Consider the following 17,199-nt stretch of genomic DNA (forward strand, 5'->3'; position numbering starts at 1 on the left):
TCCATCACCTGTGGTTATGTGTGCGTGTGTCCCTCGACGATCTCGACTCCCACAGCCTGCGCGTCGTGCGCGCCATCGCCGACCACGGCTCGATCACCCGCGCCGCCGACGCGCTCGGCTACAGTCAGCCCGCCATCAGCCAGCACCTCAAACGGCTCGAAGCCCGGCTCGGGATGCCCGTGGTCACCCGGGCGGGACGCGGCGTGCGGCTGACCGAGGCCGGCAGGGTGCTCGCCCGCCACGCCACGACCGTCACCACGGCACTGGATGCTGCGGCCGGGGAGCTCGCCGACCTGCAAGGTCTCCGGTCGGGGCGGATGCGGCTCGCGGCGTTCCCGTCCGCGTCGTCGACCATCGTGCCGCGGCTGCTGCGCACGATGGGGGCGGCGCATCCCGGGGTGAGGATCACGTACACGGAGGCGGAGCCGCCCGAGGCCGTCGCTGCCGTTCGCGCGCAGACAGCGGATCTCGCGATCACGTTCAGCTATCCGGGGGACCGGGTCGACCCGCACCGGGAGAGCGCGCGCGGACTCGCGGTCATCCCGGTCTGGCGCGACGAGATGCTGCTCGTGCTTCCCGCAGGGCACCGGCTCGCGGACGCGGAGGCGGTCGACCTGGCCGACCTGGCGACCGAGTCGTGGATCGCCGGCTGCCCGCGCTGCCGCGGCCACCTGCTCGAACTGACGGACGCACGCGACTTCGTGCCACGGATCGCCTACGAGACGGACAACTTCGTTGCGGTGGTGAGCATGGTCGCCGAGGGCGTGGGCGTCGCCCTGATCCCGTCGCTCGCCATCGGTTCCGCCGGGCACAACGACGGGGTGGTCATCCGGCCCACCGTCAACCACGACCACCGCACGGTGAACCTGGTCGGGGCCGTCGGCGCCGACGCGGTGCCCGCCATCGCGAGCACGGCGTCCGCACTGCTCGAGCTCGACGGGGCCGCCTGGTCGCTAGCATCGGTGTCATGAGCACCGAGCAGCGTCCCGTGATCGCCGTCGTCGGACCGGGGGCGGTCGGGGGACTCGTCGCCTGGCTGCTGCACCGCGCAGGAGAAGACGTGGTCGCCGTCGGGCGGCCGGCGACCGTCTCCGCCATCGAGGCGAACGGCATCGAGCTGCGCGACACGGGAGGGGCCGCCGCGGAGAGGTTCGGCACGGGTGTCGAGCGGGTGCCCGCCAGCGTCGACGTGCCGGAGGGTGCGAGCGTCATCGTCGCGACCAAGACGTACGGGCTCGACGACGTGCTGCCCGGTATCGCAGCGGCGCGGCCCGCCGAGGTGCTGTCGCTGCTCAACGGCGTCGAGCACATGGGGCAGCTGCGGGATGCGCTGCCCGGCGTGCCCGTGGCCGGCGCGAGCATCGCGGTGTCCGCGCTCCGCGCATCCCCGTCGGCGATCGACCTGCGGAGCCCCTGGGTGCGGATCGAGGTGCCCGAGCCCGCTGCCGGGTTCGCGTCGGTCGCGGCGCTGACCGCGGCCGGCCCGGCCGTGCGCGTGCGCGGGACGGAGGGAGAGGTGCTCTGGGGCAAGTTCCGGATGCTCGCGTCGATCGCGCTGCTCACCTCGTACTGGCGGCAGCCGGTGGCCGCTGCCCTCAGCGAGGACCCCGAGCTGACGGAGGCGCTGCTCTCCGAGGTGGTGGCGTGCTCGAACGCATCCGGGGTCCCCGCGACGACGCGGCAGCTCGTCGAGACGCTGTCCGGGGTGCCGGGCGGGATGCGCACCTCGCTGCAGGAGGACCTCGCAGCCGGTGCGCCGAACGAACTGGACGCCCTCGGCGGCGCCCTGCTGAGGATCGGCGCGGCCAACGGGATCCCGACCCCGGCGGTCGAGCGGATCGTCAGTGCGCTGAGCGTGGCCTGACGGCGGGGCAGTAGGCTCGGGAGCGTGAAAATCGCGCGCTTCAGCCATGAGGGATCCATCGACTACGGCATCGTCGACGAGGACGCCCTCGTCGTCCTCGCCGGAGACCCGATGTTCGCCGGATTCGACACCACGGGGGAGCGGGTGCCGCTCAGCAAGGTCGGCGCGCTGCTCGCGCCGGTCATCCCGCGCTCGAAGGTCGTCGCCGTCGGCAAGAACTACCGCGACCACGCCGCGGAGATGGGCGGCGACGCGCCGGAGGAGCCCCTGTTGTTCCTCAAGCCGAACACCGCCGTCATCGGGCTGGGCGACGCCATCGTGCTGCCTCCCCAGTCGAAGCAGGTCGACTTCGAGGGGGAGCTCGCCGTGGTGATCGGGAAAATCGCCCGCAACGTCTCCGCGAAGGACGCGCACGAGTACATCTTCGGATACACGGTCGCCAACGACGTCACCGCCCGCGACCTGCAGAAAACCGACGGCCAGTGGACGCGCGCCAAAGGCTTCGACACCTTCTGCCCGCTCGGCCCGGTGATCGAGACCGAGCTGAAGCCGGACGCTTACCTGCGCACGCGGGTCAACGGCGAGCTCAAGCAGGATGCCACGATCGCGGACATGGTGCACGACATCCCGTCCATCGTCGAGTACGCGTCGAGCGTCTTCACGCTGCTGCCCGGGGATGTGATCCTCACCGGGACGCCGGCCGGCATCGGCCCGATTGTCGCGGGAGACACGGTCGAGGTGGAGATCGAAGGCGTCGGCTCCCTCGTGAATCCGGTGCGGGCCGCCAAGTAGGATTGAGGGAGTATGTCTGACTCCACTTCGCACCCGTTCTCCACCGCAACCGGCTCCGACGTCCGCGTCCGGTTCTGCCCGTCGCCGACCGGCACGCCGCACGTCGGCCTGATCCGCACCGCCCTGTTCAACTGGGCGTATGCGCGGCACACCGGCGGCAAGCTCATCTTCCGCATCGAAGACACGGATGCTGCCCGCGACAGCGAGGAGAGCTACGGCCAGATCATCGAGGCGCTCACGTGGCTGAAGCTCGACTGGGACGAGGGTGTGAACGTCGGGGGACCGGACGGTCCGTACCGCCAGTCGGAGCGCTACGACATCTACCGCGATGTGATCGAGAAGCTGAAGGCGTCCGGCCACATCTACGAGAGCTTCGCCACCGGCGAGGAGATCGAGGCGCGCAACGTCTCGCTCGGCCGCGACCCCAAGCTCGGCTACGACAACTTCGAGCGCGACCTCAGCGACGAGCAGAAGGCCGCGTACCGTGCAGAGGGCCGCCAGCCGGCTCTGCGCCTGCGCGTGCCGGACGACGACCTCAGCTTCGACGACCTGGTGCGCGGCGAGATCACCTTCCCGGCCGGATCGTTCAGCGACTTCGTCGTCGTGCGCCCGAACGGGCACCCGCTCTACCCGTTCGTGAACCCGGTGGACGACGCGCTGATGGGGGTCACCCACGTGCTCCGCGGCGAAGACCTGCTCTCGTCGACGCCGCGCCAGATCGCGCTGTACCACGCGCTGATCGACGCGGGCATCACCACGTTCGTGCCGCGCTTCGGCCACCTGCCGTACGTGATGGGCGAGGGGAACAAGAAGCTCTCCAAGCGCGACCCGGAGTCCAACCTGTTCCACCACCGCGACCGCGGGTTCATCCCGGAGGGGCTGGTCAACTACCTGGCGCTGCTCGGCTGGTCTCTCACGCACGACCGCGACGTGTTCTCGATCGACGAGATGGTCGCGGCGTTCGACGTGGTGAACGTCAACCCCAACCCTGCGCGCTTCGACCAGAAGAAGGCGGAGTCGATCAACGGTGACCACATCCGGTTGCTGGAGGTCGGGGACTTCGCGGAGCGGACCATCCCGTACCTGGTGGCGGACGGCATCCTCACGGAGCCGCTCACCGACGCCCAGCGCGCCATCCTGGCCGAGGCGGCCCCTCTGGTGCAGGAGCGCGTGCAGCTGCTCGGCGAGACCCCGGCGATGCTCGGCTTCCTGTTCACCGACGCTGCGTCGCTCGAGATCCAGGACGACGCGCGCGCCTCGCTGCCCGCCAACGCCGGAGAGGTGCTCGCCGCCTCCATCGGCGCGCTCGAACTGGTGCCGCTCGACGAGTGGAACCACGCGAACATCGAGTCCGCCCTCCGGGATGCGCTGATCGAGGCTCTCGGGCTGAAGCCGCGCGTCGCGTTCGGCCCGCTCCGCGTCGCCGTCTCCGGCCGCCGCATCTCGCCGCCGCTGTTCGAGTCGATGGAGATCCTCGGCAAGGCCGAGAGCATCGCGCGCCTCGACAAGCTGTCCGCCTCGCTCGGATAGGCGCGCCGTGCCACGGGAGTCACACGAGGTCGTCGTCGTCGGCGGCGGCCCCGCCGGGCTGTCCACTGCGCTCAACCTGGCGCGGGCGCGCCGCGATGTGCTCGTGGTCGACAGCAACCGGCCCAGGCACGCGGCGACCCTCGTCGCCCGCGGCTACCTGACCCGCGACGGCATCGCCCCGCTCGAACTGCGCCGCCTCGGCCGCGAAGAGGTCGAGGCGTACGACGGCGGGGAGGTGACGTTCGCCGTCGCCCAGAGCATCGAGGTGGAGGGCGACGGCTTCCGGGTGCGCGCGAAAGGCGTCAGAGGAGCAGCGGACATCGACGTGCTCGCGCAGACGGTGGTGATCGCCACGGGGCTGCAGGAGACGCTGCCCGCCGTGCCGAGCATCCGGGCGTATTACGGCACCCAGCTGCACAGCTGCGTGGAGTGCGACGGCTACGAAAAGGCGGATGCGCCACTCGCCCTGATCGGCGAGACGGACGACCTCGCGGAGCGCGCCATGCTGCTCACGCAGTGGACGGACGATCTGATCGTCTTCACCAACGGCGTCGGAACGATAAGCGACGACGACGAGCGGGTGCTCTCCCGGCTCGGCGTGCGCGTCGAGCGCCGCGCGATCGACGACGTGGTGGGGGAGCGAGGGACAATGACGGGCGTGCGCCTGGCGGACGGCACGGTCATCGACCGCGCGGGCGGCTTCGTGCGCCCGGTCTGGACCCCGTCGCTCGCATACGCGGCCGGGCTCGACCTGGACGCGGACAGCGACGGCTACCTGCTCACGGACGCCCACGGCCGCACCTCGGTGCCCGGGGTGTACGCGGTCGGCGAGACGACGCCTCCCGGCCCCCAGCAGCTCATCGTGGCCGCGGGCTCCGGAGCGGTCGCGGCCTCGGCGATCAACCGTGACCTCATCGGACTCGCGATCGACGGCGCGCCCGGGATCGCCGTTTTGTAATTGAGGGTCGGCGTAGGATAAAGTTGACTCTCGTGCCCGGGCTTCGGTTCGGGACAGTGGGGTATGGTGTAATTGGCAACACGGCGGTTTCTGGTACCGTTGTTCTTGGTTCGAGTCCAGGTACCCCAGCAGTGAAAAACCCCCGGTCGCCCGGGGGTTTTCTTGTTGGTGCCGTGAGGTTCGGTGCTCACCCCCGGCCCGGCCTGCGCCTCCTGCGCGTCGCGAGCAGGACCGCACCGGCCAGCACCGCCACGAGGGCGAGCGACGTCAGGCCTCCGCTGAGGTCCGAGCCGGTGGAGGCGAGGCGGCCAGCGGGGGCGCTGGAGGGCGCTGAGGGCGAGCCTGGCGCGTTGACGGGCGGCGGTGGCGTCAGCGGCGGCGCAGGGGGCGCCAGGGGCGGCACCGGAGGCACTGGCGGAGTGGCCGGCACCGGCGGAACCGGCGGCGTCGCGATCTCCGGCCCCACCACGCCCTGGTCGATATCGGTGCGGTGTTCGCCCGCGCCGAGCGCGATCGTGCCGGTGACGCCCGTGGCGGGGTCGCCGTCCGAGTCCAGCGCGGGGTCCCCGCCCGCTCCCTGCGTCGTGAACGTCTGCCCGGCGCCCAGGCTGGCGGGGGAGAACGTGATCGTGTAGCTGCCCGGTCGCAGCTGGTCGAAGACGTAGTGGCCGAGGCTGTCCGTCGTCGTAGTCGCCGAGACCGGTGCGCCTGTGACGTCGGTACCGTTCAGGGTGACCGCGAAGCCGTCGACGCCGTGCTCGCCCGCATCCTGGAGGCCGTTCGCGTTCGCATCCAGCCAGACCGTGTCCCCGATCGAGCCGAACTGCTGCTCGCCGAAGTCGTAGTGGATCGCCGCATCGCCGGCGGCCAGGTTCACGCCGGTCACGGTGTCGGTGCCCGCCGTGCCTCCGTGGCTTCCGACGAACGACGACGGGGTGGTGGAGGTGAACCCGTCCGGCTGGGTCTGGGTGACCGCGTACGTTCCCGGGATGAGGCCGACGAAGCCCGGGACGGGGGCCGTCGCGGGATGCGCGCAGTCCGGCCGGGCGGCGTACACCGTCTCTCCCGCGGCGAACGCGTAGTACCCGGAGGCGTTGGTGCAGGCGTACAGGGTGACGGCGGCGCCGCGCTCGTCGGTGCCGGTGAGCGTGATCAGGACGCCGGGCAGTCCGGTGTCTTTCGCGCTGAGCGCGTTGTCGTAGTCGGCGTCGACGAAGACGGTTCCCGCGAGGGATGCGCGGCTGAGGAAGGCCGCGTTGGCCTGGGCCTGCGCGTCGCCGTCGCTGACCGCATCCGGCGACTGGAAGAACCGGACGCTGTTCGGAGCGCTCGAGTACCCGCCGAGCGGCGCCGTCGCGGTGTACGTGATCGTGAACGACGAGTGCGCGGGCATCGTGAAGGGCCCAGCGGTGATCCCGTCGGCGGTCGACGCGAGCGAAGTGGGACAGGTCGCGCCGACGACGCCGTCGGTCGCGCGCGGCGACGGGGAGCACGCCACACCGCCGAACCCGGACGGGTTGCCGGCGCGCAGGGTCGCATCCAGTGGGTCGGCGAGGTAGGCCGTGCGGCTCTGGCCGGAGTAGTTCGTGAAGACCGACGTGTACGTGATCGTCTCGCCCGCGTACGCGACCGTCGGGTCGACCGTCTTGGTCACGGACAGGCCGGTGCTGCCCGGACGGGGGCTGACCGTCGCGCTGTCGATGACCGTCGGCCACCTCAGCGGGTCGTCGTCGGATGCGCCGAACATCGCCCGGTTGGTGAGGTCGCCGGTCGGGGTGCGCGGGAGGGCCATCGTCACGGTGAAGGTGACCGAGGATCCTGGCGCCATCGTCGGAGTGCCGTCGCCCGGCGTCGACCAGGAGGCGTCGAAGAACGCGCTGAACGACGGGTTGGCGTCTGCCGCGATCGGCGTGTCCGCTCCATCGACCCCCTGGCTGGACCCGGGATGCACGGTGTAGCTCGGGCAGGACGCGCCAGGACCGGCCGCGCAGGTCACCGTGCTGGCCGCGAGATCCACATCCGACAGGGTGAGGCCGGCGGCGCTCGTGAACGCGTCGCGCAGGCGCGGGACTTCGAGCCCGGAGGTCGAGGTGTTGGTCGCGGTGATCGTGAAGGTCGCGTCCCCGTCGGCGTCGAAATGCGGAGAGGTCGCCGTCTTCACCACGCTCAGCGACGTGGTGCAGGTCGGGTGGTCGATCGAGAACTCCACGAAGTCGGAATTGTTGCCGTACGGATCCCAGTCGACCAGGTCGGGCGCGATGCTGCTGGGGACGCCCACGTCGTTGTAAGCGTCGATGGCGGCGCTCTGCGGGCTGCACTGGGCGAACTCCGGTTTGATCAGCGGGGCTCGGAACGGCACGGTGAGGCGGATCTCGCCGCCCACCGGCATCGCAGCGGGCGAGCCTGCCGGGGTCGTGATGTCGTAGTGGATGAGGCTGACGTCCGTCATCCGGTCGCTCGTGGAGTACCAGTATGCCGGGTCACCGTCCGACTGCGGCGGGGCGGTCGGGCAGGCGGCGCCGTTGGCCACCGACTGGCAGGTGATGCCGTCGGGGACGAGGCCGGTGCCGCTCGTCCCGGTGGCGGTCTGGTACATCGCGTTGAACCCGACGCTGGCCTGATCGTCGATCGAATACTCGGTGAGGTCGGTGCTGTTGACGCTGTTGTTGGTCACGTCGAGCTGGAAGTAGACGAGCTGGCCCGGCTTCAGTGTGCCCGCCGGGGTGGTGCCCGCCGCGTCGAGGAACGGACCCGTCTTGACGACCCCGAGGTCGTACGGCCGCGATGCGCAGTCGCGTCCCTGCAGGGCGTCGGTGCGGACGACGCGGCCGTTGTTGCCTTGGAAGGTGCCGAGGAGTTCGTCGTCGCCGGTCGAGTCGGCGTCCGTGCCGGTGTCCGTCGCGATGAGGGTGCGGAAGTCGACGGTCATCGGCCGGCACTGCGTCGCGTCGTCGATGTTCTGGTACGTGCCGTGATAGGTCACCGTCAGTGTCCCTCCCGCCGGGACGGTGACGGCGCTGCTCCGGATCCTCTGGCTCTCCGGGGTGTCGCCGCTCCCGTCGACCGCCCAGGATGCGGGGCAGACGGCGCCGCCGGTCGCGGTGCAGGTGATCGCGGCCAGGTCGAAGGTGGAGGCCGCGCCGGGGAGCCGCGCGGGCGCCTCGGCCTGCAGGTACGCGTCGGTGATGTCGTCAGGCCCGGCGTTGGAGTACGTGGCCGTGTACGCGAACGGTCCGCCCGGCGCCCACGCTCCGGCCGCGGGGACGGCGTCCGCCGCGTCGGTGCGCAGGTCGAAGTTCCGGCAGGCGGGCGGCGTCCACGTCGTCTCGGCGTGGGCGGTGTTGTCCGCGACAGAGCCGTCGGTCTCCGCCGGGACACCCGCGAGCGTGTCGACGTCGAACGGCCAGGTCACCGGCGCACTGCCGCAGCCGGGGGTTCCCCGCGTGTACGTGACGCGCAGGACGATGGCGCGGCCGGGCTGCAGGCCGGACACCTGCGCGCCGCCTCCCGCTGTCGTGGCGACGATGGGGCCCCCGCCGACACCGGTCACGGCCGCGCAGTCGCCGGTGGACGCCGCCTGGTCGCAGCTGACCCCCGAGAACGCCGGATCGCCCGGACTCGCAGGGGTACCCGCCGCGACCGGGATGCCGGAGGACCACTGCGCGGTGAGCAGGTCGAACGCCTGCGACCCCGTGTTGGTGATGGTCACGTCCGCGACCAGGCCGGCCGGCTCGTGGTCGTCGAGGGTGACGGCGACGCCGTGCGCGAAGCCCGCGAGCGTGTACTGGTAGGTGAGGTCGGCGGTGTTCGTGCCCGGGGCGAGGTCGCCGAGCGGCGAGGAGACCTGGATGGACGCGCGCGCCGACTGCGTGCTGGTCGCGATGTGCTGAGCGGTGGCGGTGAAGGTCAGCTTCCCGCCCTGTGGCACCGCGAGCCCGGTGGCGCCGACGGCCCCCGTGGCGGTGGCGAAGGTCCACGGCCCGGTCGGGCAGACGGCGCCGCCGGTGGCCGTGCAGTGGATGCCCGCTGTCCACCAGTCGACCGGCTTCCCGGATGCGTCTGTTCCGTCGAACGTCGGAACGGTCAGCGTGACGTCGCCGTCGGTGAGCGGCACGGCGACGGAGTTCTCCACGGTGAACGTGAACGTCGAGGTGTCGTGCCACCCCACGGTGGTGCGGTCGGTCGCGATGTTCACCACCGCATCCGGGGCTGCCGTCGCGGCGAGGGCGGCGGGCGCCCAGCCGGCGACGACGAGCAGCGCCGCGGTGGCGGTGGCGATCAGCGCGCGGGCCGCGAGGCGGGGGAGGCGCGCGTGGCGGCGGTGGATGAGCGCGGTGGCGTTGGCACGATGGCGAGGTGGTACGGAGGGCATGACGATGGAGCTTTCCCGGGTGTGCACGGCGATCCCGCGCGGAAGATGCGGTCACGGCCCACGTCGGGTTGGGGCCGATATCCACGGATATTGCTCGCAAGGTTAGGCGGCGGGAAAAGGCCGCGACTATCCCGTGTGGGACGCATCCTGTCCACAATCGGCCACGAGGGCCCAGCCGGGTCAGCCCAGGTGGTCGAGGTAGCGCAGGATGATGCCCTCGCGGAGCGCCCACGGGCACACTTCGAGTTCGTCCACGCCGAAGGCGCGCATCGTCTCGCGGAGGACGACGCCGCCCGCGACGATCTGGAACGTGCGGTCCGCGGTGATCCCCGGCAGCGCCGTGCGGGCATCGGCCGGCAGCTGTGCAAGACGCGGCACCCAGTCGGACAGCTCCGACCGCTTCAGCAGGCTGCGCTCCGTTCCGCCGGGGCCGGGCGCCGTCGACCCGGCGAGGCGGGCCAGGGAGCGGATCGTCTTGGAGGTGCCGACCACGTGGCCGCCGGATGCGCGGGAGCCGAACTGCGACACCGCGTCCTGCAGGACCGAGCGGGCGTGCATCCGGAGCGCGTCGACCTGGGGTGCGGTGGGCGGGTCGTCGTGGAGGAACCCGATGGTGCTGCGGCCCGCGCCGAGCGGGACGGACACCGCGATGTCCGGGTACTCGTCGCGACCGGAGGCGATCTCCAGCGAACCGCCGCCGATGTCGAACAGCAGCAGGTCGCCGGCCGACCAGCCCGACCAGCGGCGCACGGCGAGGAAGGTCAGCTTCGCCTCGTCCTCGCCGGACAGCACCTGGAGGTCGACGCCGGTCTCCGCGGTGATGCGTGCGAGCAGCTCAGGGCCGTTGCTCGCCTCGCGGATGGCGGACGTGGCGAACGGCAGCAGCTCCTCGATGCCCTCCTGCTCCGCCACCCGCATCGCAGACGCGATGGCGTCCAGGATGGCTTGACAGCCCTCGTCGCTGATCGCGCCGTCCGCGGTGATGTAGCGCATCAGCCGCAGCACGGACTTGTGGGTGGCAGCCGGGATGGGGCGGGCGCCGGGGTGAGCATCGACGACGAGAAGGTGGATGGTGTTCGAACCGACGTCGAGAACTCCGAGGCGCATAGTCAGACAGTACTGGCTCAGACAGTGCTGTCTCAGCGCCCCTGCCTGTGACGCACCCAGAACCCGATCAGCACGCCGCCGCCGATCGCGACGAGCACGCCGATCCCGCGCACGATCCATTGGGTCTGGCCGGTCGCCGCGTCGAAGATCAGCGGCGCGCCGAGTCCGACGGCGACGAGGAGGATGCCGCCGATCAAGAACCAGGGGGAACCGTTCGTGCGCTCGACCATGCTCACGAGGATACCGGTGCGGTCACCGCGCGCGGGGCCACCCGTCGTCGAAGGGTGCGGAGAGGGCTGGATCGACCTTCTCCGGTGTGGGCTGCTGGGCCTCGAGTCGCTTGAGGCGGCGTCCGGAGGTGACGTACAGCACGGTGAGGACGAGGAATTCGATCGCCCCGGCCACGGCGCTCGCGGTGGCGCTCTCCGTTCGCGGGTGGCGGCTGTTCCCGACGAACAGGCTGAGCGTCGTCGTGACGGTGAGGAAGCCGAACAGGATGCCCAGGCGGCGGCTCAGTTTCGCCCTCGCGGTCATCCTCCACCAGGGCCGGGGAGGATCGCGCAGCTCGTCCGCTCCGCGGAAAATCCGCGCGCCGACCAGATAGAGCGCGAGGTCGGCGACGGTGGAGAAGACCACCCACGCCAGCGAGTTGCCGGTGGTCGCGATGATCGCTCGCACCCCGAGCCCGACGACGCACCACCCACCGACTGCATAGGCCCACTTGCCCCGCACCGTCGTGATCCTGAGCGGCTTCCGCATCCGCGCACCTCCCTTGCCGGAGTCAGCGTACTGGACGCCGACTCCGGCAGGGGGTTCTACGGCAGGTAGTACGTCGGGTTCGGCAGCTTCACCGCGCGGTCGGCCGAGCCGCCGATCAGGTCGCTGAACTGGTCGCCGTAGTTGGCGACGATGTCGTACTTGCCTCCGGCAGCAGACTCGACGTGGGCCCTGGTCTGCGACTTGTACTCGATCGTCGTGCACTTGGCCGCGGCGCAGGTGATGTACGACGGCTGCTGGGATGCGCCGACGCCCGTCCACTTGGTGTAGTAGTTCTGCGGTGTGAAGCCGGTGTATCCGACCTTGGCGAGGTTGCCGAGGGTGGCGTCCTTCTGGGCGTCGTTGCGTCCGGTGAGGCCGATCAGCGTGCATCCGGACTTCTGGGCGACCGCGGCGAGCGTGGTCATCGACGGGGTGGCGGGGAAGCGCTGGTCCTGCACCCAGACGTCCTGTTCGGCCGGGTTGAAGGTGAAGTGCATGTCCGCCACCTCCATGTCGTACGTCCACAGGGTGGTGTCGTCGGCGTCGAGGACGATGGCGGGGTTCTTGTGCAGCTTCTTCTCCACGAAGCAGGTCGCGGCGAGCACCGGAAGCTGCCGGAGCACCAGGCTGCGCATCTCGCGGATGTACGGGGAGTCCGTCTTGTTCGCGATGCCCGTGCCCGGGTCGCCGTAATAGGTGGCGATCGTGGACTTCACCGAGTCGATGTTCGGGATGCCCTCACCGCCCTGGGTCGCGCCGCTCGTGCCGTCCGGCGCCATCGTGAAGTGCGTGCGCGGCGACAGGGCCGGCTCGCTCACGCCGGGGAGGTCGGGGGAGGGCAGGTAGTACGTGGGGTTCGGCAGCTTCAGCGCGCGGGTGGCGTATCCGCCCTGCAGGTCGGACCACTGATCGCCGACGTTGAGGTCGATCGTGTATCCGAGGTCCTGGATGTGCTTCCTGGTGAGCGCCTTGTACTCGACCGTGGTGCACTTCGCCGTGGCGCAGGTGATGTACGACGGCTGCTGGGAGGCGCCGACGCCGGTCCACTTGGTGTAGAAGTTCTCCGCGGTGAACGGGGTGTATCCGACCTTGGACAGGTTGCCGAGGGTGGCGGCCTTCTGGTCGTCGTTGCGGCCGGTGAGGCCGAAGACGCTGAAGCCGATGGCCGCGGCCTTGTTCACGAAGGCGACCATCGCCGGGGTCGCGGGGAAGCGCTGGTCCTGCACCCACACGTTCTGTTCGGCGGGATTGAAGGTGAAGTGCATGTCCGCCACCTCCATGTCGTACGTCCACAGCGTGGTGTCGTCGGCGTCGAAGACGATCGCGGGCTTCTCGCCCCTGGCCTTCGCCGCCGCGTACTCGGCCGGCAGCTTCGCCGTCTCGCCGGCCACGATCGTCGACATCTCGCTGATGTACGGCGACGCCGTCTTGTTCGCGATGCCGGTGCCGGGGTCGCCGTAGTAGGTGGCGATGGTCTTCTTCACTGAGTCGATGTTCGGGATGCCCTCCCCGCCCTGCGTCGCGCCGCTCGTGCCGTCCGGCGCCATCGTGAAGGAGGTGCGCGGCGCAAGCTGCTGCCCGTGGCCGTTTCCGTGCCCCGGTCCCGGGTCCCAGGCGGACGCGGCGGACACGTCGACGACGCCGAAGCCGACGACGATGGCCAGCACGCCCGCGGCCCCGGCGGCGAGGCGGATGCGGCGCGGATGGGCGGTTCTCTCGGTGGACCTGAGCAACATTGCAGACACCAATCAATCGAGGGGGTCCACCCCCGAACGGGGGTCTGGGAGCACACTAGCCGGATGCGGTCTGACGCGCCAGACGCGCTCGGCCGGCCCGCGCGAATGAGCGGACGCCTCGTGGCTCCCGGTGCCGGGCCTTGTCTGGCGGATCGCGGGTGGCCTAGCATCTCGCCATGACCGACGCATCGCCGACCGTGGCCTTCGACCTGCTCACCACCCGCCTCCTCGACGACCCGGACGACGACGTCGTCGTGACGGAGAAGGGCCTGAACGTCCACGGGAAGCTGTTCGCGTTCCTCGACGGGGACGCCCTGGTGGTCGACCTGCCGGCCGCGAGGGCGCTCGACCTGGTGGACCGCGGGATCGCCTCTCCCGCATCCGGAGGGGTGGTGGATGCGCGCGGCTCGTGGGTCGCGATCGGCGACGTGGAGGACTGGCAGGAGCTCGCCTCCGAGGCGCACCAGTTCGTCGGGGAACCGCCGGTCGGCCGCGACTCCTGACGGGCGGAGTCTGCGCATCCGGGAATGCCGTAACCCTCGACTGCATTGCAGTTTGAGGAAGTAAGGTTTTCAACGCATGCACACCGACACCATCGATCTCACCCGAATCCGCGCGGACTTCCCGATCCTCGGCCGCGAGGTCAACGGGCACCCGTTCGTCTATCTCGACTCCGGAGCGACCTCGCAGAAGCCGCGCCAGGTGCTCGACGCCGAACGCTCCTTCGTCGAGCAGTACACCTCGGCCGTCCACCGCGGCGCGCACACCGTCGCAGGGGAGGCCACCGAGCTGTTCGAGGACGCGCGCGCACGCGTCGCCTCCTTCGTCGGCGTCGACGCCGACGAACTGGTGTGGACGTCCAACGCGACGGAGGGCATCAACCTGCTCGCGTACAGCATCTCGAACGCGTCGCTCGGGCGCGGGGGAGACGCGGCGGCGCGGTTCAGGATCGGGGAGGGCGACGAGATCGTCGTCACGGAGTCCGAGCACCACGCGAATCTCGTGCCGTGGCAGGAGCTCGCCGCCAGGACCGGGGCGACCCTCTCGGTGATCGGCCTGCACGACGACGGACAGCTCCGCCTCGACGAGGCCGCCGCCGTCATCACGCCGCGCACGAAGATCGTCGCGTTCACCCACGTCTCCAACGTGCTCGGCGCGATCAACCCGGTCGAGACGCTCGTCGCCCTCGCCCGCGGGGTCGGTGCGCTCACCGTCCTCGACGCCTGCCAGTCCGCGCCGCACCTGGCGCTCGACCTGCACGCCGCCGGCGTCGACTTCGCCGTGTTCTCCGGCCACAAGATGCTCGGGCCCACCGGCATCGGCGCGCTCTACGGCCGCAGCGAACTGCTGAACGCCCTTCCGCCGTTCCTCACCGGCGGCTCCATGATCACCACGGTCACCCTCACCGGCGCCGAGTACCTCCCGGCGCCGCAGCGGTTCGAGGCGGGGACGCAGCGCGTCTCCCAGGCCGTCGCGCTCGCCGCGGCAGTGGACTACCTCGACGCGGTCGGGATGGCCGCCATCGAGGCGCACGAGGAGGAGCTGGGGGCGCGCATCCTGGACGGGCTGGCCGAGATCCCCGGCGTGCGCGTGCTGGGACCTGGGCGCGACGTGCCAAGGGTCGGGCTCGCGAGCTTCGTGGTGGACGGCATCCACTCGCACGATGTCGGCCAGTTCCTCGACGACCGCGGCATCGCCGTGCGCGTCGGCCACCACTGCGCCCAGCCGGTTCACCGCCGCTTCGGCGCGACGGCCAGCACCCGCATCAGCACATACCTCTACAGCACTGCGGACGAAGTGGATGCGGCCGTCGCGGCCGTCGCTGACGCCCGCTCCTTCTTCGGAGTCGACCGATGAGCACGTCCGACCTTCAGAACCTCTACCAGCAGGTCATCCTCGACCACGCCAAGGAGAAGCACGGCTACGGCCTGCGACCGGATGCGGCGGGAAGCTCGCACCAGCTCAACCCCACGTGCGGAGACGAGGTGACGCTCAACGTGCATCCATCGGCGGAGGGCGGTATCGCGTCGATCAGCTGGGAGGGACACGGCTGCTCCATCTCGACGGCGTCGGCGTCGCTCCTCAGCGACATCGTGCACGACGTGTCGCGCGAGGAGCTGGCCGATGCGGTGGCCGCGTTCCGCGAGCTGATGCAGTCGAAGGGCACGATCGACGGCGACGAGGAGCTGCTCGGCGACGCCGTCGCCCTGGCCGGCGTCTCGAAGTACGTCACCCGCATCAAGTGCGCCATGCTGCCGTGGGTGGCGCTGGAGGACGCGCTGGCCACGTCGGCCGCGTAGTCGCGCTCGGTTCGAACGGAGTTCCCGCCGGACACGCCGTGCGTGCGTCCGCTTGAGCGGAGTTCGGACGCGAATCTTCGCGATTCTCCGCGTGAGCGGTCAGGCGGCGGCCGTCAGGCGACCCAGCCGGAAAACCGGGCGAGGAACTCGCGGGTGCGCTGCTCGCGCGGCGCACCGAACAGTTCCGACGGCGACCCCTGCTCGGCGATCACGCCCGCGTCGAGGAACACCACGCGGTCGGCGACGTCGCGCGCGAACGCCATCTCGTGCGTCGCCATGACGATGGTCGTGCCGGACGCCTTCAGGTCGCGCACCAGTTCCAGCACCTCGCCGACGAGTTCGGGATCGAGGGCGCTGGTCACCTCGTCGAGCAGCAGGAGCTCCGGGTCGGTCGCGATGGCGCGCACGATGGCGGCGCGCTGCTGCTGACCGCCGGAGAGCCGGTCCGGGAACTCCTTCGCCTTGTCGCCGAGGCCGATCGCCGCCAGCAGCTCGTGTGCCTTCGCCTCCGCCGCCCTGCGCGGGATGCGGTGCACGCGGCGGCTGGCGAGCGTCACGTTGTCGAGCACGGACAGGTGCGGGAACAGGTTGTAGTGCTGGAACACCACGCCGATGCGGCCGCGCACCGCATCCATCCGGGTGCGGGGGTCGCTGATGTCGTCGCCGACGAGGAAGATCTGCCCATCGTCGATGGGTTCCAGCAGGTTGATCGTGCGCAGCAGCGTCGACTTGCCTGACCCGCTCGCACCGATCAGGGCCACCACCTCGTGCCGGTGCACGTCGAGGTCGATGCCGCGCAGCACCTCCGTGTCTCCGAACCGCTTGCGCAGCCCGGTCAGCCGGAGCACGGGCTCCGCGGTGTCCTGGTCGCTCATACGACGCTCCCGATCTGCTCGCGCCTGCGCACCCGCGCCGAATACCAGTCGGTGAGCCGGATCATCGGAAGCGCCAGCACCACGAAGAGCAGCCCGGCGAGCACGTACGGGGTGAAGTTGTATGTGGCGGCCGTCTCGATCTGCGCGGCGCGCACAGCATCCACTGCTCCCAGGATGGAGATGAGGCCGACGTCCTTCTGCATGGCGACGAAGTCGTTCATCAGCGCGGGCGTTACCTTGCGGACCGCCTGGGGCAGGATCACCAGCCGCAGCGTCTGGTAGTGGCTGAGGCCGAGGCCGCGGGCCGCCAGCCGCTGCGAGGGATGCACGGCCTCGATCCCGGCGCGGAACACCTCGGACACGTATGCCGAGTAGACCAGGATGAGCGCGATGGTGCCCCAGAACTCGGCGGGCATGCGCGGGAAAACGCCGAGCCCCGGCAGGCCGAAGCCGACGAGATACAGCACGATGATCAGCGGCATCCCGCGGAACAGGTCGGTGTAGCCCGCCGCCAGCGCGCGCAGCGGGAAGAAGATCGGTCCGCGCAGGGTGCGCGTCGTGGCGATCAGGATGCTCACGATCAGCACACCGATCGCGGCGACGATCAGCACCCGGATGTTGAGCAGCAGCCCCTCGAACACCCGCGGCCACGCCTGCACGGCCACGGCGGGGTCGAAGAAGGTCTGCTGGACGGCGGCCCAGCCGGGGGTGTTGATGACGAAGAACCAGGCGACGACGGCGACGACGACGGTGCTGGCGAGGCTGATCAGCACGGAGCGCGTCGTCTGCCTGCGCCGGAACGCGCGCCGGCCGAGTTCGACGGCGCTGGGCTGCTCGACGTCGCTGGGCTGCCCGGCGGCGCCCGGTTGCTGGATGGTGTTCACCCGTTGAACGTTAGCCGGTCGG

The 17,199-nt window shown here is 70.6% G+C and carries 15 protein-coding genes and 1 tRNA gene; 9 read left to right on the forward strand and 7 right to left on the reverse strand.

Annotation, left to right across the window (positions count from 1 at the left end; genetic code table 11):
• Window positions 1-20: 20 nt before the first annotated feature.
• The 6 genes from ACN6M5_RS02210 to ACN6M5_RS02235 all read left to right on the forward strand — a co-directional run bounded on the left by ACN6M5_RS02210 (window position 21) and on the right by ACN6M5_RS02235 (window position 5,273).
• Window positions 21-971 (forward strand): LysR family transcriptional regulator, encoded by a 951-nt coding sequence (locus ACN6M5_RS02210; protein WP_434948355.1) that lies wholly within the window; start codon window positions 21-23, stop codon window positions 969-971.
• Window positions 968-1,864 carry a ketopantoate reductase family protein gene (locus tag ACN6M5_RS02215; protein WP_434948356.1) on the forward strand — a complete coding sequence of 299 codons (897 nt, stop codon included), beginning with the start codon at window positions 968-970 and terminating at the stop codon, window positions 1,862-1,864. The genes ACN6M5_RS02210 and ACN6M5_RS02215 overlap by 4 nt, the downstream gene beginning before the upstream one ends.
• A gap of 24 nt (window positions 1,865-1,888) precedes the next feature.
• Window positions 1,889-2,656 (forward strand): fumarylacetoacetate hydrolase family protein, encoded by a 768-nt coding sequence (locus ACN6M5_RS02220; RefSeq protein ID WP_085370284.1) that lies wholly within the window; start codon window positions 1,889-1,891, stop codon window positions 2,654-2,656.
• 12 nt (window positions 2,657-2,668) lie between these two features.
• Complete coding sequence (gene gltX, locus ACN6M5_RS02225) at window positions 2,669-4,186, forward strand: glutamate--tRNA ligase (protein ID WP_434948357.1); 1,518 nt, start codon at window positions 2,669-2,671, stop codon at window positions 4,184-4,186.
• Between the two features lie 7 nt (window positions 4,187-4,193).
• Window positions 4,194-5,144 carry an NAD(P)/FAD-dependent oxidoreductase gene (locus tag ACN6M5_RS02230; protein ID WP_434948358.1) on the forward strand — a complete coding sequence of 317 codons (951 nt, stop codon included), beginning with the start codon at window positions 4,194-4,196 and terminating at the stop codon, window positions 5,142-5,144.
• Between the two features lie 57 nt (window positions 5,145-5,201).
• Window positions 5,202-5,273 (forward strand) — tRNA-Gln (locus tag ACN6M5_RS02235).
• A 58-nt stretch (window positions 5,274-5,331) separates the two neighbouring features.
• Here ACN6M5_RS02235 and ACN6M5_RS02240 read toward each other — a convergent pair.
• From ACN6M5_RS02240 to ACN6M5_RS02260, 5 genes are all read right to left on the reverse strand, one after another.
• On the reverse strand, window positions 5,332-9,516 hold the full coding sequence (locus ACN6M5_RS02240; protein WP_434948359.1) for an SdrD B-like domain-containing protein: 4,185 nt from the start codon (window positions 9,514-9,516) through the stop codon (window positions 5,332-5,334).
• 180 nt (window positions 9,517-9,696) lie between these two features.
• Complete coding sequence (locus ACN6M5_RS02245) at window positions 9,697-10,623, reverse strand: Ppx/GppA family phosphatase (RefSeq protein WP_434948360.1); 927 nt, start codon at window positions 10,621-10,623, stop codon at window positions 9,697-9,699.
• A gap of 32 nt (window positions 10,624-10,655) precedes the next feature.
• Window positions 10,656-10,853 carry a hypothetical protein gene (locus tag ACN6M5_RS02250; protein WP_085370292.1) on the reverse strand — a complete coding sequence of 66 codons (198 nt, stop codon included), beginning with the start codon at window positions 10,851-10,853 and terminating at the stop codon, window positions 10,656-10,658.
• Window positions 10,854-10,875: 22 nt separating this feature from the next.
• Window positions 10,876-11,382: a hypothetical protein gene (locus ACN6M5_RS02255; RefSeq protein WP_434948361.1), complete on the reverse strand. Its 507-nt coding sequence runs from the start codon at window positions 11,380-11,382 to the stop codon at window positions 10,876-10,878.
• A 56-nt stretch (window positions 11,383-11,438) separates the two neighbouring features.
• Complete coding sequence (locus ACN6M5_RS02260; RefSeq protein ID WP_434948362.1) at window positions 11,439-13,118, reverse strand: HAD family acid phosphatase; 1,680 nt, start codon at window positions 13,116-13,118, stop codon at window positions 11,439-11,441.
• A 176-nt stretch (window positions 13,119-13,294) separates the two neighbouring features.
• On the opposite strand from ACN6M5_RS02260, the gene ACN6M5_RS02265 reads away from it, so the two are divergent.
• The 3 genes from ACN6M5_RS02265 (at window position 13,295) to sufU (ending at window position 15,418) form a co-directional block, all read left to right on the forward strand.
• The gene (locus tag ACN6M5_RS02265) at window positions 13,295-13,621 is read left to right on the forward strand and encodes a hypothetical protein (protein WP_434948363.1); all 327 of its coding nucleotides are present in this window, start codon (window positions 13,295-13,297) and stop codon (window positions 13,619-13,621) included.
• A 76-nt stretch (window positions 13,622-13,697) separates the two neighbouring features.
• Window positions 13,698-14,975, forward strand: coding sequence for a SufS family cysteine desulfurase (locus ACN6M5_RS02270; protein WP_434948364.1), 1,278 nt, complete (start codon window positions 13,698-13,700; stop codon window positions 14,973-14,975).
• Entirely contained in the window at window positions 14,972-15,418 is a 447-nt protein-coding gene (gene sufU, locus ACN6M5_RS02275) for a Fe-S cluster assembly sulfur transfer protein SufU (RefSeq protein WP_434948366.1), read from the forward strand. The genes ACN6M5_RS02270 and sufU overlap by 4 nt, the downstream gene beginning before the upstream one ends.
• A 113-nt stretch (window positions 15,419-15,531) precedes the next feature.
• Here the strand turns inward: sufU and ACN6M5_RS02280 are convergent, their stop codons facing one another.
• Together ACN6M5_RS02280 and ACN6M5_RS02285 are read right to left on the reverse strand one after the other, a co-directional pair.
• Window positions 15,532-16,293: an amino acid ABC transporter ATP-binding protein gene (locus ACN6M5_RS02280; protein WP_085370301.1), complete on the reverse strand. Its 762-nt coding sequence runs from the start codon at window positions 16,291-16,293 to the stop codon at window positions 15,532-15,534.
• On the reverse strand, window positions 16,290-17,177 hold the full coding sequence (locus tag ACN6M5_RS02285; protein ID WP_434948367.1) for an amino acid ABC transporter permease: 888 nt from the start codon (window positions 17,175-17,177) through the stop codon (window positions 16,290-16,292). Before ACN6M5_RS02285 ends, ACN6M5_RS02280 begins: the two co-directional genes overlap by 4 nt.
• Window positions 17,178-17,199: the final 22 nt, after the last annotated feature.

It is taken from the genome of Leifsonia araucanica (genome assembly GCF_051161895.1).
Classification (GTDB): domain Bacteria; phylum Actinomycetota; class Actinomycetes; order Actinomycetales; family Microbacteriaceae; genus Leifsonia.

Bases quoted from the DNA above. Each gene is read 5' to 3' on its own strand.
- ACN6M5_RS02270 (WP_434948364.1), top strand. From the start codon at position 13,698: ATGCACACCGACACCATCGATCTCACCCGAATCCGCGCGGACTTCCCG.
- ACN6M5_RS02280 (WP_085370301.1), bottom strand. From the start codon at position 16,293: ATGAGCGACCAGGACACCGCGGAGCCCGTGCTCCGGCTGACCGGGCTG.
- ACN6M5_RS02250 (WP_085370292.1), bottom strand. From the start codon at position 10,853: ATGGTCGAGCGCACGAACGGTTCCCCCTGGTTCTTGATCGGCGGCATC.
- ACN6M5_RS02255 (WP_434948361.1), bottom strand. From the start codon at position 11,382: ATGCGGAAGCCGCTCAGGATCACGACGGTGCGGGGCAAGTGGGCCTAT.
- ACN6M5_RS02215 (WP_434948356.1), top strand. From the start codon at position 968: ATGAGCACCGAGCAGCGTCCCGTGATCGCCGTCGTCGGACCGGGGGCG.
- gltX (WP_434948357.1), top strand. From the start codon at position 2,669: ATGTCTGACTCCACTTCGCACCCGTTCTCCACCGCAACCGGCTCCGAC.
- ACN6M5_RS02265 (WP_434948363.1), top strand. From the start codon at position 13,295: ATGACCGACGCATCGCCGACCGTGGCCTTCGACCTGCTCACCACCCGC.
- ACN6M5_RS02260 (WP_434948362.1), bottom strand. From the start codon at position 13,118: ATGTTGCTCAGGTCCACCGAGAGAACCGCCCATCCGCGCCGCATCCGC.
- sufU (WP_434948366.1), top strand. From the start codon at position 14,972: ATGAGCACGTCCGACCTTCAGAACCTCTACCAGCAGGTCATCCTCGAC.
- ACN6M5_RS02245 (WP_434948360.1), bottom strand. From the start codon at position 10,623: ATGCGCCTCGGAGTTCTCGACGTCGGTTCGAACACCATCCACCTTCTC.
- ACN6M5_RS02240 (WP_434948359.1), bottom strand. From the start codon at position 9,516: ATGCCCTCCGTACCACCTCGCCATCGTGCCAACGCCACCGCGCTCATC.